The following is an 18,428-nucleotide window of genomic DNA, read 5'->3' as shown; positions in this document are numbered from 1 at the left end:
TTTGCCCGAAATGAACAGAAAGCGCGGTGTCATCATGTCTTCTTACCAGAAATTTGCATATGTCTATGATCAGCTGATGGAGGACATGCCTTATCCGGATTGGCTCCGTTTTGCGCGGGAGGCCTGGGAGAAACATGGGAGCATGCCCAAAAGCGTCGTCGAGCTCGGCTGCGGCACCGGCAGCATTACGATTCCGCTCGTCAATTCGGGCTTCGAGGTGACGGGCATCGACCTGTCCGCTGATATGCTTTCCGTTGCCAGACGGAAAATGGAAAGCACGTCCAAAGGGAGCAGGCTGTTCCGCGAAGGCTCCATCCGTTGGGTTCAGCAGGATATGCGGGAATGGGAGGTTCCGGAACAGGTGGACGCGGTCATTTCTTTTTGCGATTGCTTCAGCTACCTTACCGAAAAACGGGACGTCGTTTCCGCGTTCGAGCATACGTACCGGGGGCTGAAGCCCGGAGGCATTTTTGTGTTCGACGTGCATCACCCGAACACCATCATCCGTTATGCCGAAGAACAGCCTTTCGTTTGGGATGACCGGTCGGTATCGTACATATGGACCTGCGAGCTGGATGCCTCCCGCTGCGAAATCGAACATCACTTGAGCATTTTCGCGAAGGAGGAGCAGGGCGGTTTATACCGCCGGTTCGAGGAAACGCATGTGCAGCGCGCCTATGATCCGGAATGGATGAAAACGGAGCTGGTCAAGGCCGGTTTCCGGGATGTGAAATGCTTCGCGGACTTTCAATGGGCGGAGCCCGGAGACGATGCCCAGAGGCTGTTTTATGTCGCGGTCAAATAGATTTGCTGCAAAAGGATAACACGAGCCGGCCGTCGGAAATTACATTTTTTCGGCGGGCCGGCCCTTTTTGGTTCGAATGGTTTATGTTCCGTCAGTCCCCGCAAGCTCCTGAATCGGCGTTGAAGCTGGGGCCCTATTTGCAGGCTTAATCTAGATGGCCGTCATGCTTCGTCCGCCATCGCTTGAAGGAAACACGGAAGTCCGCGCCGAATACATCGTCGACGGATGACGGAATAAGAGGAGGAGTGGGCGTGGCGGAAAACGCGGGAGAAGTTACGATCAGGGAGATCCGGCCAACCGATGATCGCGACGTTTATGGGCTGAACGTGGATTTTAACCCTAATTTTTGTACGTTTTCGGAAGAGAGAGTCAAGCGGCGGATCGAAATCATCGCAAGCAAAACCAAAGACGTCGTTTTTGTCGGCGAACGGGACGGCCGGGTGATCGGATACATTCACGGAAGCCCGTATGAGCTGCTTTTTTCGGAATCTTTGGTCAACGTTTTGGGGTTTGTCGTTAAGAAGGAGCTTCGCAATCAGGGAATCGGAAGCATGTTGATCGGAAGGCTCGAGCAGTGGGGGAAGGATAACGGATATTCCGGGATAAAGCTGCTGTCCCATCCCAGCAGAACGCAGGCCCACCGATTTTACGAAAACCGCGGCTACGTTTTTACGAAGGACCAAAAAAACTTCATCAAAACTTTCGGCTGACGCACGGCATTTGCCTTCAAGCGACGGAAGCCCGAAAAAGCGACCGGATTGACTATAATTCGCGTTTTATATATAATATGACTTAATGTTTAGCAACAATTTCATGATATTTACGGCAATGATGAGGGGTAGTAGTTTCGGCTGTGTCACCCAGAGAGCCGGCGGTCGGTGCAAGCCGGTTGACGAAGCGGAATGAACTCGCCTCGGAGTCATGGTTGGAACGGGGGACGGATTTGGCCGGTCCCTAGCGTGAACAACCATCGCCTCACCTCCGTTAAGGGTGCAAAGGGAGTGGGAAGCAAAGCATGTTTTCCCGCTAACTAGGGTGGTACCACGGGAATCAAACCTCTCGTCCCTAGCGCGAATACGCTATGGATTGCAGAGGTTTTTTTAATGAGATTCTAGCGAATGATGCGGCGCATGCAGCGTCCGCCTGACTGTAAGAGGGGGCAATGAGTCAATGAGTGAAAACCAGCAGCAGGCTCAGGGGTATCATCCCCAGTCGATCGAGCCGAAGTGGCAAAAGTATTGGGATGAACACCATACGTTCAAAACGGGAGAAGAACCGGGCAAGCCGAAGTTTTACGCGCTCGACATGTTTCCGTATCCATCCGGCGCAGGCCTTCATGTAGGCCATCCGGAAGGTTATACGGCTACCGACATCGTATCCCGGTATAAAAGAATGCGCGGCTATAATGTGCTTCACCCGATGGGATGGGACGCGTTCGGCCTGCCGGCCGAGCAGCACGCGCTTGATACGGGCGAACATCCGCGCGATATCACGGTAAAAAACATCAACAATTTCCGCCGCCAGATCAAATCCCTCGGCTTTTCCTACGACTGGGACCGGGAGATCAGCACGACGGATCCGGAATATTACAAATGGACGCAGTGGATTTTCATCCAACTGTACAAAAAGGGCCTCGCCTATGTAGCGGAGCTGCCAGTCAACTGGTGCCCGGCTTTGGGCACGGTGCTTGCCAATGAAGAAGTCATCGACGGCAAAAGCGAGCGCGGCGGGCACCCGGTCATCCGCAAGCCGATGCGGCAATGGGTGCTGAAAATTACCGAATACGCCGAGCGGCTGCTTGAGGATTTGGAGGATCTCGACTGGTCCGAAAGCATCAAGGACATGCAGCGCAACTGGATCGGCAAATCCAAAGGGGCCGAAGTGAATTTCGCCATCGAAGGACATGACGGACATCTGACGGTGTTTACGACCCGTCCGGACACCTTGTTCGGCGCCAGTTACTGCGTGCTGGCTCCCGAGCATGAGCTCGTAGCCGACATTACGACGCCGGAGCAGAGGGAAGCCGTCAAAGCGTACCAGGATCTCGCCGCGCGCAAAAGCGATCTAGAGCGCACGGATCTTGCCAAAGACAAAACCGGCGTATTTACGGGCGCTTATGCCGTCAATCCGGTCAACGGCGCGAAGCTGCCGATCTGGATCGCCGATTACGTCCTCGCGGGATATGGAACGGGCGCCATTATGGCGGTTCCAGGACATGACACGCGCGACTGGGAATTCGCGAAGCAATTCGGTCTGGACATCATCGAGGTTGTCAAAGGCGGCAACGTGCAGGAAGAAGCTTACACCGGAGACGGGGTGCATGTGAACTCCGGTTTCCTGGACGGACTGGGCACCGAAGAGGCGATCGCCAAAATGATCGCATGGCTTGAAGAGAACGGCAAAGGCCAAGGGAAAACGACCTACCGCCTGCGCGACTGGCTGTTCAGCCGCCAGCGTTATTGGGGCGAACCGATTCCGATTTTGCATCTCGAAGACGGAACGATGAAAACCGTGCCTGAGGATCAGCTTCCGCTGATGCTGCCGGACATCGACCAAATCAAACCTTCGGGAACCGGGGAATCCCCGCTGGCGAACGTAACCGAATGGGTGGAAACGGTCGATCCGGAAACCGGCATGAAAGCGCGCCGCGAGACCAACACGATGCCGCAATGGGCGGGCAGCTGCTGGTACTACCTGCGGTTCATCGATCCGCACAACAAGGAAGCGCTCGTCTCGAAGGAGAAAGAACGGGAGTGGATGCCGGTCGACCTGTACATCGGCGGCGTCGAGCATGCGGTGCTCCACTTGCTGTATGCCCGTTTCTGGCATAAGGTGCTGTACGACCTGGGCGTGGTCAGCACGAAGGAGCCGTTCCAGAAGCTGGTCAACCAGGGCATGATCCTTGGCACGAACAACGAAAAAATGAGCAAATCGCGCGGCAACGTCATCAATCCGGACGAAATCGTCGAAAACTACGGCGCGGACACGCTCCGTATCTATGAAATGTTCATGGGGCCGCTGGAAGCGACGAAACCATGGAACGAAAACGGCGTGGAAGGCGCGCATCGCTTCCTGTCCCGCGTCTGGCGCCTCGTCGTGAACGACGACGGCAGCCTGAATCCGAAATTGACGGACGGCGAAGGCGGCGACGACTTCAAACGCGTATGGCATAAAACGATCAAAAAAGTGACCGAAGACATGGAGCATATGCGCTTTAACACGGCGATCAGCCAGCTGATGATCTTCATTAACGATGCTTACAAAGCCGACGCGCTTCCGCGCAAAGCGATCGAGGACTTCACGCAGCTGCTGTCCCCGTTTGCGCCGCATATCGCCGAAGAGCTGTGGGAACGTCTCGGACACGAGGGATCGATCACGTATGAGCCATGGCCGACTTTCGACGAAGCATGGACCGTGGACTCCGAAGTGGAGATCGTCATCCAGGTGAACGGCAAAATCGTGCAGCGCGCCAAAATCGCCAAAGACATGAGCCAAGAGGCGATGCAGGAATTCAGCCTGTCCCAGGAAAGCGTTCAGGGAGCCATTGCCGGGAAAACCGTGCGCAAGGTGATCGCGGTTCCGGGCAAGCTGGTCAATATCGTCGCCAACTAATTTCATATGCCGCGGATATGGCGGAAATGTTTTGCAAGTTCGAAAACTATCCCGCCTCATCCAAACCAGGATTTAAAAGCATTAAAATCCCCGTACATTGTTGTACGGGGATTTTTGTTTGAAACCACGCCTTTATGATCCTGCTTCATGTTAACCGTAAGTCCAGCCCGGCTAGGTGCCGGCATCGCCAAAGAGGCTGTCGCATTTATGCAGATCCTCTTCGTATTTGGCATGCGTCGTGGCAATCAATTCGTGGAACACGCCGTTCAGGCTTTGTTTGAGCAGCGCAAGCGCTTCGGCGGTTATGCCGCCGGGGACGGCGACACGCTCCTGCAGCTCAAGCGGATGAAAACCTCCTTCCGTGAGCAGCCTGCCCGTGCCGAGCAGCATTTCGCCGGCAAGGGAGATGGCCTGCTCGCGTCCGATTCCGGTCATTTCCACGGCGGCTTCGACCCATTGGTCCACGAAAAAGCTGATAAAAGCGGGGCCGCAGCTGGAGAAATCCGAGGAAATCCGCACGTGGGCTTCCTTGATTTCAAGCGGCTCACTGATCGAACTCAGCAGTTTTTCAAGCACGAGCCTGTCTTCCGCGTCGATGCGGGCGCCGTACATGCAAAGGGATGCGCCGCTTAAGGTTAAATGCGTGATGCTTGGAATGACTTTGGCGATTTTGCAGGCGAGGGCATGTTCGAGATGGTGAATTTGAACCGGGCTTGTAATGGATACCAATATTTGATCCGGTCTTACGTCATCTCCTATTTCCTCTATTAATGCTTTATACTGAAGCGGTTTTACGCATACGAACACGATATCGCAGTTTCTTACGGTTTCCGAATTGCTGCTGCATACATTCAGTCCGGGGTGACGCTGCGCGAGCAAAGTGGCTTTTTCCAAGGTGCGGTTGCTTGCGAAGACTTGCGTGGGCCTAAGCGCACCGGAAGCAATGAAGGCATCGATCAATATACTTCCCATACTGCCGGTTCCGATGAAGCCTACCTTCATATCGTTCCCCTCCTTTCGTGCTTTGTCGTAACAGCGCAGTCCTTCTCAATAATGTATGCACATGAGCATGTACCTCATGACGGCTTTTCGGCAGAACAGGCTGGGGCGGAATGGTTAGTTTGCGTCTAAGCAGCGCAAAGGCAACTTTGCGGGCGTAAAGCTTATTCGATCACATTTCATAAAAGAGGTGTTTTTCTGTGAAAAGACGGACGTTGGCAGCAAGCGTATGCTGCGCGGTGTTGGGGAGCGCCCTTATTCTGCTGTCCGGCATAGGGCATGAAAACGGGGTGGAAGGGTGGAAACCGCTCAACGATCATCTCGCCGCCGCTATGAAAGAGGAGCAGGAGATAGGATCCGGGAAGAAAAACGGCGAGGTTTCATCCGGCGCGGAGAAAACCGGGTCAGGGACCGTGAATGCGGAAACAGGAGCAAATCCGGCAAAAACGCAGCAACCCGGGCAGGGCTCCCAAATAGAGCAACCCGGACAGGCCTCCCAAACGGAGCAACCCGGGCAGACTTCGCCCTCGAACCGGCAGCCTGGAGAAGCCACGCAAGCTACCCGCCCGGCAGGTCGGGATAACGGTTCGGCTTTGCCGGGAACGGAAACGTCAGAATCTTCAAAACAACCGGATCAAGGGACAAGCGGTACGCAAGCTAATACCGCGCCTCAAAACGCCGCAGATGCGCAAGCGGGCGCCGAGACGGCGCCTTCGGGCAAAAAAATCAACATCAACACGGCGCCGGCTTCCGAACTGATGAACATTCCCGGGATCGGAGCCAAAAAAGCGCAGGCGATCATCGAATACAGAAACGAGCGCGGACCGTTCAAAAGAATCTCCGATTTGGACAAGGTCAAGGGCATCGGCCCGAAAATGCTTGAAAAAATGAAGCCTTACATAGAGCTTTAGCCCGGAGATGTGCTACAATAAGACAAACATTCTATGATAAACAGGTGATTACACGTGAACGTCGAAACACGAAAAGACTGGGATACCTACTTTATGGACATTGCTTACATGGTCTCGACGCGTTCCCGCTGTCCCCGCAGGCATGTCGGCGCCGTGCTTGTTCAGGGCAAAAAGCTGCTGGGCACCGCATACAACGGCGCGCCGATGGGCGTACCGGATTGTTCGGAGGCCGGCTGCATGATTGCGGAGGAAATCGAAATGATCGAGCATGACGGCAAACAGGAAATGGTCAAAAAGCAGCGCTGCGTGCGTACCATTCATGCCGAGCAAAATTTGCTGCTTTTTACGGACCGGATCGACCGGGAAGGAAGTTCGGTTTACGTCACGGACGAGCCGTGCTGGACCTGCGCCAATATGCTCGCGAACAGCGGCGTGACGGAAATCGTGTTTCACCGCTCCTATCCGAAGGATTCGGATAAGGTGGCGGAGATGATGAAGCAGAAGGGGATCGTGTTCCGCGGGCTGTCATCCTACGAACCTCCGCGCGAAACCGTCATGAACGTTTGCAATTGATTGGGAAGGAAAAAAGACTCACCATGACTTTTTAGGGGAAGGACCTCTGCCAAAGCGGCGATTGACCGCAGGCGGAGGTTTTTTGTTTTAGCGTAGATTTAGAATATGGGAATGGGAGTGAACCGCCGTGAAAGGAAGGCCATTGATCGTCGGAACGGCCGGATGGCTGGCCGGGAGCAGCCTGGCATACGCGTTTTCGGGGATGCGGCTGCTTTTGATTTGGGGTGGGGTGACGCTTCTGGTCTCCGCTGCGGTCCTGCTCCGCAGGCAGCTGCTTCGGAGCATGCTCATCTTGTGGATTGCGTTAACGTTGTCGGGGGCGTACTGGCTTTTAAACGATGGCCGAAACGTCACGAAGCTGCCGGAGGCGCTGGCGGCCGAAGCCGGCGGTTTGGACGGCATGATGCTGCATGGCGAGGGAACGATCGTTTCGGCGGTGGACGTGGACGGGGACCGTGCCGATTTTCAACTGGAGCTTCGGACGGCACGCATGCAGGGGGAAGCCGCTTCGGGCGAAGGCGGGACAAGCATACCTGCGGCCGAAGGGCTTCACGAACGTGTGATGGTGCAAGTCAAACTCCAGAGCACGGAGCAGCAGGCGGAGGCGCGGACATGGCGGCGCGGCGACCGGATCAAGTTGGCCGGAACGCTTGAGCTTCCGGGCAACGCCCGCAATTTCGGCGGTTTCGATTACGCGGCTTACCTGCGGACGCAGCATATCCATTGGCTTTTTAAAGTGAAAGGGGCGCAAAACGCGCAAGTTTCGCCGCCGGCTTCGCCGTGGAGCGCGCTCATGATTTTCCGGTGGAACGACGGCGCGCGCAGCGGCCTCGGAGACAAGCTCGGCCAAATTTTCCGGGAGCCCCATGCCGGATATATGAAGGGCCTGCTCATCGGCATGCAGGACGATATCGACCCCGAAACGTATTCGCAATTTTCCCAGCTGGGTTTGACGCATATTTTGGCGATCTCCGGCATGCATGTCGCGGTGTTCGTCGCAAGCCTGCTGTTTTTGTTCTCCTTAATGAAAATGACCCGGGAAAAGGCGCTTCTTCTGACGATGCTCCTTATTCCCGTATACGTGCTCATATCGGGCGTAAGTCCCTCTGTTGTAAGAGCAGGTATTATGGGCATGATCGGGCTTTATGCGGCGAGAAAAGGGTGGCTGAAGGACGGCATGAACGTATTGGCGGCGGCGGCCCTGCTAATGATGCTGTGGAACCCGTATTACCTGCTAAGCGTCAGCTTCCAATTGTCTTTTCTGGTGACTGCCGGGCTGATGGTTTACGTTCCTTTGATGAGTAAGTTGCTTCGATTCCTCCCTAAGCGCATCGCCGGGGCTCTGAATGTAACGCTGGTCGCCCAGCTGGTTTCGTTTCCGCTTACCGTTTATTACTTTAATCAGTTTTCGCTGCTGTCGTTTGCGGCCAATTTCGTGTTGGTGCCGTTTATTACCTTTGTTACGCTTCCGCTTGGCGCCGTGTCGCTGCTGCTCGGCTGGATTTGGCTTCCGGCCGGAAAGGCCGCGGGATGGGTGACGGAGTTCACGAGCGACTGGACGTTCCGGCTGGTCCGGTGGCTGAACGGGTTTCCGCAGTTCGTCACCATTTGGAAATCGCCGTCTTTGGCGTGGATCGCCGCTTATTTTGTTTTCATGTACCTTTTTCTTTATTTGGCGAGCCGCCTCGCCGGAAGCCGCAGCCGGATACCGGCGGGAATCGCTGGAGACGAAACGGCGGAACTCGGGGGGACCGGACGTTCCATTGATGCCGGAAATGCACCTAACAACAAAAAAATGAGAATGGCGTTGACCGGAATTATGCTTGCCTTTCTGTTTCTGATATATTGGGAATATCGGCCTACTTCCCTTAACGGGGCGGGACTGGTGCAGTTTCTGGACGTCGGGCAGGGGGACGGCATCCTGATTACGACGCCGGAAGGACGGAACATTCTGGTGGACGGGGGAGGCACGGTCAACTTCCGCAAACCCGCGGACGCCTGGAAGGAGCGGAAAAAACCGTTCGAAGTCGGCGCCAAGGTTGTCGTGCCCCTGTTAAAGCAGCGGGGAATCCACCGTTTGGACGCAGTGATCGTTACGCACGGGGACCAGGACCATGCCGGGGGGCTTCAGGCCGTTTTGGAGCAAATCCCCGTAAAAGCTTTCCTGTTTAACGGAACGCTTGCCGGTACGAAGGCATTCGACAAGCTGATGGATACGACCCTGAAGCGCCGGATTCCCGTGTATGCCGTCCATCAGGGCATGAAACTGAAGCCGGATCGGCATACGGAATTGGCTTTTATATCGCCGCTTATGGACGACACCGAGCAGGAGGAGATTCCGGTCGAAAAAAGCCAGAATCATGTGTCGGTGGCGTTCGTGCTGACCATGAACGAGAGGAGACTGCTGTTTACAGGCGATATGGACAAGGCTGCGGAGGAGGCCGTGCTGGAGCGGACGGCAAGGAGCAGCCAAACGGCAATGACTGCCGCAGCTTCAGACTCTTCAAACGCTGCCGGCACAATGACGGCCAAGGTCCCCCAAGCGGGCATCGACGTGATCAAAATCGCCCATCACGGCAGCAAATCGTCCAGCGGCGAGGATTGGCTTCATTATTGGAAGCCGAAAGCCGCCGTAATATCGGCGGGCGTGAACAACTTATACGGCCATCCGCATGCCGAAGTCGTGCAGCGGATCGAAGACGAAGGCGCCGAACTGTTCCGGACGGACCAAAACGGCGAAGTCCAGATGCTAATCCGGCCTGAAGGCATCCGAATCCGGAGCAAGCTGGGTCTGATGCGCTAGCAGACGGTGTTACTATGTTTTGCTCATAAACATGACGGAATTGACATCAATAGGGGATGAATCCGGTCCGTTTCTGACAAAATTTTAAAGAAATGATCGAAAAAACAACGTAAAATGGATGAGTTGCGTAAGCAAAACAGGATTGTTGGTGACGGGTTCACTAGAATTTGGTATCCTTAATTGGGGTTTGCCATTTTCGGGAGAAAAGCGGCCCGAAGCGGTCTTACGTACATAGGATATATCGAACTTATAATGATAAAAAAAGTTGGTTACAAATTGCAACAATTTTACACGCCTGCACGTCTGTTAGATTGCAGGGAGAGGGGGATCCTTTGTGGTAGAGCAGGGACTCATAAGAGCCGCTCAATCGGGCGATCGCGACGCTCTAATCACCCTATTAAGAGAAATTGAGCATCAAGTGTACCGCACAGCCTACTATATTTTAAACGACGAACAAGATGCGATGGACGCTTCCCAGGAAGCATTGATCCGCATCTATACCAAAATCGGCTCCTATGAGGAAAAGGCGCAGTTCAAAACATGGGTCCAGCGGATCGTGACCAATATTTGCATCGACAAATTCAGGCGCACGAAGCCGACGGTTTCCATCGACGAACATGAGCTGGTATTTCAGGACAAAGAGAACGTGGAAAAAACCGTCATGTCCTCGTATTTGGCCCAGGATATCAAGGAGGCCATCGACCAGCTGCCGGATCATCATCGAAGCGTCATCGTGCTTAGGTATTTGCAGGATTTTTCTTACAACGAAATCGCTGACTGCCTGAACCTTCCGCTGAATACCGTGAAATCCTATCTGTTCAGGGCCAGGCAGCAGCTCCAGAATATGCTTCAAGAGCATCAGAAAGGTGGTGTATCAGGATGAAATGTCCAGAGGTGGTGGAGTGGATGCACCGTTATTTGGATTATGATTTGAGCGAGGAAGAAACCGTGCAGCTGTATGAGCATTTGAAACATTGTCCTGAATGTACGGAAACCTTTCGGATGCTGAAATCATTGTCCCGGGACCTGGAGGATTTGCCGAAGGTAACGCCCAAATTCAGCATCGTGGACGCCATCATGCCCCAGCTTGACGCCATAGACCAGGCCCGCCAGGAGAAAAGCGCCTCGCGCGAGGAAGCTCCCGCCGAAATGGTGCCGGTGCCGGCGCGTCAAGTGCGCAACAGCAAATTTCGAAATTCCGTCGCGGGACGAACGGCCATCGGGGCTGCAGCGGCGATGGTCATTCTGGGCGTGGCGATATACAGCTATCCGCAGAAACATCTGTCTACCGCGGAAGAGCCTGCCTTCAAAGCAGCGGAGCAAAAAACGGCCGGCAGCGCGGCGACTTCCGCCGACTCCTCGCAGGGCAGCGGAGGAGAGCGGCAGGATCTCGAACCGAAGCGTGAGATGCTGTACAGCGCCGAACCCGGCAACACGCCTGCGGAAGATGATGCCGCTGCAAGCGCTGGCGGTGCGTCGGAGCTGAAATCGGCGGACACGTCGTCTTCGGATCGCGCGGAGAAGGAACAGCCGGTCCAGTCCGAGGCGCCTTCGGATAAGGTGAATCCCGAAGCAAGCCGCAGCGCCGATGCTAAAACCGATGCGAAAACCGATGCCAAAGCTCCGGATGAATCGGTATCGGCTTCCCAAAAGGGCGCTCCCGCGGAAAAACCGAAAGAGAAACAAGATCCTGCCCAGAAGCCGGCCGATGACACGGCGAATCTGGATAAAGCGACCGCAGCGGGCAATACGGGCGGAGACGGCGGCGCAAGCCAGGACGGGGCGCAGGGCCAAGCCAACGAGACGGGGGATCCGGCTCAGGAAAAGTCCCTCGCCGATGAAAAAGTGAGCATGGGAATAAGCGCGCTCAAAACGCCGGCGGCGCAAATCAATTCTCCCGACGGCAAATACGTCGCTTCGGTGGAAGACAACAAACTGGTCATTTACGCCGTGTCGGACCAGGAAAGCCAGAAGAAGGCCGTTAAAACCATTGACCTGCAGGGCAGCTGGGTGTCCGGGGTCTGGTCCGCGGACGGCACCGTCTTTACCTATCAAACGGCGGACGATCAGGGGACGGCGACCAGCAGAACTTACAGGGTCGAAGACTCGGCAGCTTCCAATCCATAAGCCGCAAAGTTTCCGGCAACGAAAAAATACAGAAAACAGCATGCACCATTTCAAGAGATATGGAATAGGATTTAATACGATTAGAATTGGAAGCGAACCAGAATCGTCGTGTAACCACTGGCGGCGGGATTTCTAGAGTCCTGCCCGCCGGTGTTTATCATAGATGAGCTGGGACGGAGGGGCCTTTCCTTTAGGAGAGGTCCTTCTGCTGTTTTACCGCATGCGGAATTTTGATAATATAATAAGGCAGGTCGAATCTTACGTGGGCTACATAATGAAAGGGGGAGCGGAAGCGTGGACGTAAAAGCGGCGGCCAAAGCCGTGAAGCAGGGAGACATCGCTCCCGTGTATTTGCTGTACGGAACGGAAAAATATCAAATGAACGAGTTTGTGTCCTTCCTTACGGAGCATGCCGTTTCCGAGAACGAGCGCGATTTTGCGCTGGTTCACTACGATTTGGCGGACACGCCTCTGCAGCAGGTCATCGAGGAAGCGGAAATGGTGCCGTTTATGGTTCCCCGCAAGCTGATCCTGGTGCAGGATGCGTCCGTTTTTACGGCGGGCAAAGACCAGGGCAAAGTGGAGCATCGCCCGGAATCGCTCCTTGAATATATGAAAAATCCGGCTGAATACAGCGTCCTCGTGTTTATCGTCAATCAGGAAAAGCTGGACGAGCGCAAAAAAATCGTCAAAGCCGTCAAAACCGGAGGTACGCTTTTATCGTTTATGCCGCTTGGCAGCGAAGATCTTTTGAAATGGATCGTCAAAAAAGCGAAAGAGCAAGGCTGCACGCTGGAAGAGAGCGCCGCTGAGGCGGTGATCCGCAATGCGGGCACCCAGCTGCAGACGCTCGCCGCCGAGATCGACAAGCTCTGCCTGTATGCAGGCAAAGGCGGAACCATTCGCCCGGACATCGTGGACGAGCTGATTGCGCGGAGCACGGAACAAAACGTGTTTGCGCTCGTGGAGGATATTGCGAACCTGCGGGTGGACCGGGCGCTGTCGATCTTCTATGAGCTGCTGAAGCAAAAGGAGGAGCCGATCAAAATCGCCGCCCTCATCGCAAGGCAATTCCGCATCATTCTTCAGGTCAAGGATCTTGCAGGACAAAGCTACTCCCAGCAGCAGATCGCTTCTCAGCTCGGCCTTCATCCGTATGCCGTAAAAATTGCCGGTGAACAGGCCCGGAAATTTCAAGCGGCGCAGCTGAAGCAAATTTTGAGCAGGCTGGGCACGTTGGATTACCAGATGAAGACGGGAGCCATCGACAAAGTGTTGGGTCTCGAACTGTTTTTGCTCAAGTTGGCAGCCTAAAAAAGAAAGGCCGGGGCCGGAGGATTTAAAAAACCTTAAGCGGCCGACCGGCCTTTTTGCGGCCATGGGATAAGTTCGCTTTAACGCTATCTATTTTCCCCGGGGGTGCCTTTATTGCTTTGCCGGCTGTCTCAGGGTGATCAAGGTCAATTCCGGCACGCTGTCCAGGCGAAACGGCAGGCGGGTGGTGCCGATGCCCCGGTTGACGTACAGCTGCAAGGGCCTGCGGCTGTCGGCATGGAACGTATACAACCCTTCGTTATATTTGCGGGCAAGCGGCGGAGTATAAAGCGGGCCGTACCCCGGAAGCTGAACCTGGCCTCCGTGGCTGTGGCCGGATAACTGAAGGTCTACCGGATATTTTCCCAGCCGGTCGGCAACGTCAGGCTCATGGGCAAGCAGGAGCACGAAGGCGTTCCGATCGATCCCGCTGAACGTCTTGTTCAAATCCGGGGAGCCTAGCAGAAAATCGTCAAGTCCTGCCACGACAAGCTTGCTGCGGCCGATGGACAGCGTTTCATGATCGTTCACGAGCAGCTTGAAGCCGCCTTCCGCCATAATACGGGCATAAGGACGTTTGGCGCCGCCCCCTTGGTCATGATTGCCGTAAACGGCGAACTTACCCAGAGGGGCTTTCATTTGCGATAATATCGGAGCGATGGCGCCGGAAACCGGATCGTGTGCGAAATTATCGATCAGGTCGCCCGTAAAGACGATCAGGTCGGGCCGCAGCCCGTTGATGCGCGTCGCCAGGTTTTGCAGCTTGTCCAGCGAATAGAACCGGCCCAGGTGGATATCACTAATTTGAACGATGCGGAGTCCTTCCAGGTCGGAGGTGACGGCCGCTGCGCCGATGTCCACGTTTTGGAGGCGGAGTAGATTCGGCTCCGTATATCTTGCATAATAGAGGACGGATGCGGCCGCCAGGAGCAGCAGAGCGGCGATCCCATGGAACCATAGGAAGCTTGCGTGTTTTCGGTGCTTGGGGTTCATAGGAATCCTCCCTTTCGATAACCAATATACCGGGGCCGCGTTACATGAATGTGACAGAAGGCGGCTTTCGCGAAAAGGAGATTGCTATGCGGATATTGATTGCGGACGACAATCGGGATATGCTGCGAATCTTAACGGCGTATTTCGAAAAGGAAGGTTACGAGGTGCATGCGGCCGAGGACGGCGAAGAGGCCTTGGCGGTTTTTTACCGCGAAAAAATCGATCTTGCCGTCCTGGATTGGATGATGCCGAAGCGGAGCGGGATTGACGTATGCAAGGAAATCAAAGCGCGTTCGGATAAAAAAGTGCTGATTTTAACGGCCAAAAGCGAAGAAGAGGATGAGCTGAAGGCACTCAGCATCGGCGCGGACGAATACATCCGCAAGCCGTTTCACCCGAAAATTCTCGTTCTTCGGGCCAAAAAGCTGCTGGGAGACGAACGCTTCCTGCGCTACAAGTCGCTCAGAATCGATCTTGAAGGCAGCAAGATATTTAGGGAAGGCGCGGACTTGCAAGTCACCAAAACCGAATTCGGGCTGATCTGCTGCCTGGTCCGCCATAAAGGCAGGATATTGTCGAGGGACCAACTGCTCGACTTGGTGTGGGGGGTTGATTATTTCGGCGACGCGCGAACGGTAGACACCCATGTCCGCAGGCTGCGGGAGAAGGTCGGCGATCATCTGATCCAAACGCATCGGGGTCTCGGCTACAGCGTGGAGGCGGACGATGAATAAGCTTGGCCGCAAGCTGTTTTTGAGCATTTCGGTCGCCGTCCTGCTCATTTTCGTCATGTTTGTTCTGTTGGCGAATTTGTTTATGCCAAAATATTATATATACAAAACGAAGGAGCAGCTTGGGGAAGCGGTGGACGCTATCTCCGGCCTGCCGGAAGCGCAGTGGACCGAGGCGGTTCCGGAGCTTGAACGGCACTACCGCGTGACGATCGTCTATGACGATTTGCGGCAGCGGGAAAACGACCTGAACGAATCGCTGCTCCAGCAGCTGGCGAAAAAGAAAGTGACGCTCGGCAAGTTTTGGGTGACGGACGAATCGCTGCGCAAGGTGGAGGCCGGGAACCGGGTCAACAAAATATACGATCAGGGCAAGCTGAAATCCAGCTTTTACGCCAGTTTGATCCGCAAAGACGAATCCATCGTCCTGGTCGGGCTGTCGATGGCCTACATCAGCGATACGATCGGGATGATCAACGAGTTTATGTTGGTTCTGGCGTTAGGTTCGGTCCTGATCATCGTCCTCATGGTTTGGATTTTGTCATACCGGATGACGAAACCGCTCAAGGAGCTGGGGCAAGTGGCGAAGGATATATCGGAGCTTCGTTTCCGCAAAGCCCGGGTCGGGACACGGGACGAAATCGGGGAGCTGGCGGAAAGCATCAACGCCATGAGCGACAAGCTGAGGGCGGCGCATGCCGATTTGTCCAGGAAAAACGTGAGCCTGAAACGGTTCATGTCGGACATGACGCATGAGCTGAAGACGCCGGTTTCGCTCATTCAGGCTTATGCCGAAGGAATTCAGGACGGGCTGGACGACGGCAGCTACGCCGCCACCATCTTACGCCAGAACGAGGGGTTGGCAAGGCTCATCGATGAGTTTCTGGACTTTGCGAAAATCGAAAGGGACGAGCTTGAACTGCGCCCGGTGGCGGTCAAGGAACTGTTCCGCGAATGCGCCGAAACGTTTTCCATCGAGCTGAACACGAAACGTTTGATGCTTGACATCCGCGACGATTTGCCGGGAAACCCGGTGATCGAGGCGGATCCGGAGAAAATGCGGATGGTGTTTCGCAACCTGCTCGGCAACGCGGTGAAATATGCATCAGGTGACCGGATCGACGTATCATTCGGAAAGCAAGGGGAGGAAATCATGCTGCAGATGAGCAACCGCTATTCGGGAGCGGTCGCCGATGCCTCGCAGCTATGGGAGCCTTTCTACGTGGGGGAAAGCTCGCGGCATAAGGGCATGTCTGGAACGGGCCTCGGGCTTGCGATCGTCAAAACCGTTTTGGAGCGGCACGGCTTCCGCTGCCATGCGGAGACGAAGGATCAGACAATTCATTTTTATCTCTATTTCAAGGCAAAAAGCCCTCGTTCTGCTTAAAGCGGAACGAGGGCTTTTTGGGTTGCCCCTTGCGGCCGGCGGCGGCGCATGTCAGATGAGCAGCGAAAGAACGCCTGCATCCCTAAACGTTCGGTGCGCGATAGGTGATCACCTTGCCGCCATCTTCGATCACGGCCGATCGGGCCGGGATCGTCCGCTGGCGGTCCGCAAAGTCCTTGGACGAAAAATTGACGGTAATCCGCAGCTTGTCGCCGTATGAAGCGAACTGCACGAGCCGGTCCGGGGAACAGATTCGGAAGGAAGTCATCGGCCGGGTCACCGCTTTTTCATGGAAAGGGCTCCATACCTTCACATAATCCGCGATCAGCTTTTTGTTCCGCTGCCAGTTGTCCGGGTCGATATGATACAGCGGCGGCACGTTATATAGAAGCTCCGAAAGCATCCGGTTGCCGATCTCGCCTTTGATTTTTAGGCTTCCCCATTCCCATGGTGGGTGGTGATGACCGAGTCGTTGTAAACGAGCTTATACAGGGGCAATGCGTAAAAAGGATCGGTATAGATATGCTCATACGCTTCTTTGATCGGAACGGCCTTGTCGTATCTGTCCGGCGTTCCGCCGTTGGCCGACCAGTACCCGCCGACATAATAAGGGCTTGCTTTATTAGTGCGCATATCCGGATCGGACCACGCGATCACCGGCGTTTCGATGCCGTGGGCAAAAGCGATCGTTCGGCTGGCGAAGTCGTTGCCGCCTTCGGAACCGATCACCATATGTTTGTCGTCGCGGATGTAGCGCATGCGGGCAAGCCGGGCTTCAAGGTCCTGCCGCTGGGTCGTTGGATGCGACGGAGAGTAATCGTCATAGATTTCCCCGGTGGCGTCGCAGTCGATGAACCACGAGTTGAACGGGATGCCGTCCTGCAGAATGCCGCCGACGCGCTGCTTGACGCTGGGCAGCGACAGCATAGGATTCAGCTTGCGTCCTTTGCCGAGGAAGCCTTTGATTTTTTCCCCGTTTTTATTTTCGATCGTCGCATCGTCATAAAGGGCGGCATCCGCAAAGGACGCCGTGTTCCAGTCCCTGCCCGCTTCTTTTTGAATGGAATGATAGGAATCGTATGGTCCCACAAGGTAACCGAGCTGCGCCGCTTTTTCGACCATGGCGGGGTTTTGCAGCCCGTCCGCCCAATTCGGCAGACCGATCCACGCTTTGCTTATTCCGGCGTCGTGCATATCCTGCAGCAGCTCGGTCGAAGCTTCGGCTCCCCACTGGTCTGTCGGGTCGGCGTCGTTCTTAAGGGCGCTTTTCAGCAGCTTCTTGTTGATATCATACAGTTCCTGCTCGCTTAAACGGCCGATGTTTCCTTCAATTCGCTTTTTCAGGTTTAAGTCCACATCCGCAAACACGCCGGGATGGTATAGCTGTGGCATCTTCAGGACGGCATTGAGCGCTCTCGTCACCGTTTGCTTTTGGTAGTTGTCGATGTACCCTTGCTTGGAAATGCCTGCAAGTACCTGGTTGTATTCCGCTGCTCCGTCGTCGCCGTACTTGGCGAGCAGCTCCCCGATCCAGCCGTAGAGCGGCTTCCGGATCGAATGGATGAGCGTGCTCCAATGCAGATTGTTTTGGGCGATCGCCTGACCGCTCCATAAATAAATATGCGGCGCGCCGAACAGCTTGCTTACGTTCGGATTTTGCGCCGCTTTTTCCTTCAGCGAAGCAAATTCGCCCTTTTCCTGGATGTAGGCACGGTAAATGCCCGCGATCTGCACAGGATCATTGTCGGTGACGTAAATACGGAAACTGTAGGTTTTGTTCGGATTGATCGACGGAAATTCATGCGTAAAGCTCATTTGGATCGAGGGCTCGGTTTGAAAGGAAACCGTGTCGTTATACATGTCGCCCGCAATGTACACAATCGAATCCTGTTCGTGGTTGACGGCAAAAAAACGCATGGAAAAGCTTTCGATGAAACTCATGTCGTTGTCCTTCAAAAAGCTCTTCCATGTTGGATCCCCGCCGGGAATATATTTGCCTTCGCCGATCGGCAGCGTGTAGCTGTCTCCCTGCACTCTGGGCCATTCGAATTGCGCGGCTCCGGTGGAGGTCAGCGATACTTCAAGATAACGGCCTTTTTTCTCCATTTTGACGTTCATTTGCTTTCGGGGATAGGTCCAAGCGACGGAGTTCGTGGTTTTGGCCAGATGGGCG

13 protein-coding genes, 1 pseudogene and 1 other annotated feature are annotated in these 18,428 nt (G+C 54.9%); of the genes and pseudogenes, 11 read left to right on the top strand and 3 right to left on the bottom strand.

The annotated features are described in order from the left end of the window. The first annotated feature begins 34 nt into the window (after nt 1-34). From GQY55_RS18655 to leuS, 3 genes are all read left to right on the top strand, one after another. On the top strand, nt 35-805 hold the full coding sequence (locus tag GQY55_RS18655) for a class I SAM-dependent DNA methyltransferase (protein WP_160043389.1): 771 nt from the start codon (nt 35-37) through the stop codon (nt 803-805). A gap of 251 nt (nt 806-1,056) precedes the next feature. After that, nucleotides 1,057-1,515 (top strand): GNAT family N-acetyltransferase, encoded by a 459-nt coding sequence (locus GQY55_RS18650; protein ID WP_160043388.1) that lies wholly within the window; start codon nt 1,057-1,059, stop codon nt 1,513-1,515. Between the two features lie 109 nt (nt 1,516-1,624). Then, nucleotides 1,625-1,875, top strand: a binding site (T-box leader). Between the two features lie 100 nt (nt 1,876-1,975). Further along, nucleotides 1,976-4,417 carry a leucine--tRNA ligase gene (gene leuS / locus GQY55_RS18645; protein WP_160043387.1) on the top strand — a complete coding sequence of 814 codons (2,442 nt, stop codon included), beginning with the start codon at nt 1,976-1,978 and terminating at the stop codon, nt 4,415-4,417. A 171-nt stretch (nt 4,418-4,588) separates the two neighbouring features. Here the strand turns inward: leuS and comER are convergent, their stop codons facing one another. Continuing rightward, entirely contained in the window at nt 4,589-5,419 is an 831-nt protein-coding gene (gene comER / locus GQY55_RS18640; protein ID WP_160043386.1) for a late competence protein ComER, read from the bottom strand. Nucleotides 5,420-5,616: 197 nt separating this feature from the next. Here comER and GQY55_RS18635 point away from each other — a divergent pair, with 197 nt between their 5' ends. The 6 genes from GQY55_RS18635 (at nt 5,617) to holA (ending at nt 13,144) form a co-directional block, all read left to right on the top strand. Next, a complete protein-coding gene (locus GQY55_RS18635) occupies nt 5,617-6,327 on the top strand; it encodes a helix-hairpin-helix domain-containing protein (RefSeq protein ID WP_236575704.1) in 711 nt (236 codons plus the stop codon). A 54-nt stretch (nt 6,328-6,381) separates the two neighbouring features. Then, a complete protein-coding gene (locus GQY55_RS18630) occupies nt 6,382-6,900 on the top strand; it encodes a deoxycytidylate deaminase (protein ID WP_160043385.1) in 519 nt (172 codons plus the stop codon). A 127-nt stretch (nt 6,901-7,027) separates the two neighbouring features. Further along, nucleotides 7,028-9,703, top strand: coding sequence for a ComEC/Rec2 family competence protein (locus GQY55_RS18625; protein ID WP_236575703.1), 2,676 nt, complete (start codon nt 7,028-7,030; stop codon nt 9,701-9,703). A gap of 334 nt (nt 9,704-10,037) precedes the next feature. Continuing rightward, nucleotides 10,038-10,586 carry an RNA polymerase sigma factor gene (locus GQY55_RS18620; protein WP_160043384.1) on the top strand — a complete coding sequence of 183 codons (549 nt, stop codon included), beginning with the start codon at nt 10,038-10,040 and terminating at the stop codon, nt 10,584-10,586. Next, complete coding sequence (locus tag GQY55_RS18615; RefSeq protein ID WP_160043383.1) at nt 10,583-11,830, top strand: anti-sigma factor family protein; 1,248 nt, start codon at nt 10,583-10,585, stop codon at nt 11,828-11,830. The genes GQY55_RS18620 and GQY55_RS18615 overlap by 4 nt, the downstream gene beginning before the upstream one ends. 294 nt (nt 11,831-12,124) lie before the next feature. Next, complete coding sequence (gene holA, locus GQY55_RS18610) at nt 12,125-13,144, top strand: DNA polymerase III subunit delta (RefSeq protein ID WP_160043382.1); 1,020 nt, start codon at nt 12,125-12,127, stop codon at nt 13,142-13,144. Nucleotides 13,145-13,255: 111 nt separating this feature from the next. Here holA and GQY55_RS18605 read toward each other — a convergent pair whose 3' ends face one another. Next, a complete protein-coding gene (locus GQY55_RS18605) occupies nt 13,256-14,137 on the bottom strand; it encodes a metallophosphoesterase (protein WP_160043381.1) in 882 nt (293 codons plus the stop codon). 86 nt (nt 14,138-14,223) lie between these two features. Between GQY55_RS18605 and GQY55_RS18600 the strand changes: the two genes are divergently transcribed. Together GQY55_RS18600 and GQY55_RS18595 are read left to right on the top strand one after the other, a co-directional pair. After that, nucleotides 14,224-14,871, top strand: coding sequence for a response regulator transcription factor (locus GQY55_RS18600; RefSeq protein WP_160043511.1), 648 nt, complete (start codon nt 14,224-14,226; stop codon nt 14,869-14,871). Next, complete coding sequence (locus GQY55_RS18595) at nt 14,864-16,255, top strand: sensor histidine kinase (RefSeq protein ID WP_160043380.1); 1,392 nt, start codon at nt 14,864-14,866, stop codon at nt 16,253-16,255. Before GQY55_RS18600 ends, GQY55_RS18595 begins: the two co-directional genes overlap by 8 nt. Before the next feature lie 82 nt (nt 16,256-16,337). On the opposite strand, the pseudogene GQY55_RS31495 reads toward GQY55_RS18595, so the two are convergent. Then, nucleotides 16,338-17,449, bottom strand: a pseudogene (locus tag GQY55_RS31495) (glycoside hydrolase). Nucleotides 17,450-18,428: the final 979 nt, after the last annotated feature.

This window comes from Paenibacillus sp. USDA918EY (assembly GCF_009870825.1).
Taxonomy (GTDB): domain Bacteria; phylum Bacillota; class Bacilli; order Paenibacillales; family Paenibacillaceae; genus Paenibacillus_AQ; species Paenibacillus_AQ albilobatus.
Note: the sequence above shows the minus strand (reverse complement) of the source record. Positions and strands in the feature narration are given on the sequence as shown.

Excerpts from the sequence above, each read along its gene's own strand:
- GQY55_RS18655 (WP_160043389.1), top strand. The coding sequence starts at position 35 with ATGTCTTCTTACCAGAAATTTGCATATGTCTATGATCAGCTGATGGAG.
- leuS (WP_160043387.1), top strand. The coding sequence starts at position 1,976 with ATGAGTGAAAACCAGCAGCAGGCTCAGGGGTATCATCCCCAGTCGATC.
- comER (WP_160043386.1), bottom strand. The coding sequence starts at position 5,419 with ATGAAGGTAGGCTTCATCGGAACCGGCAGTATGGGAAGTATATTGATC.
- GQY55_RS18615 (WP_160043383.1), top strand. The coding sequence starts at position 10,583 with ATGAAATGTCCAGAGGTGGTGGAGTGGATGCACCGTTATTTGGATTAT.
- GQY55_RS18605 (WP_160043381.1), bottom strand. The coding sequence starts at position 14,137 with ATGAACCCCAAGCACCGAAAACACGCAAGCTTCCTATGGTTCCATGGG.
- GQY55_RS18600 (WP_160043511.1), top strand. The coding sequence starts at position 14,224 with ATGCGGATATTGATTGCGGACGACAATCGGGATATGCTGCGAATCTTA.
- GQY55_RS18595 (WP_160043380.1), top strand. The coding sequence starts at position 14,864 with ATGAATAAGCTTGGCCGCAAGCTGTTTTTGAGCATTTCGGTCGCCGTC.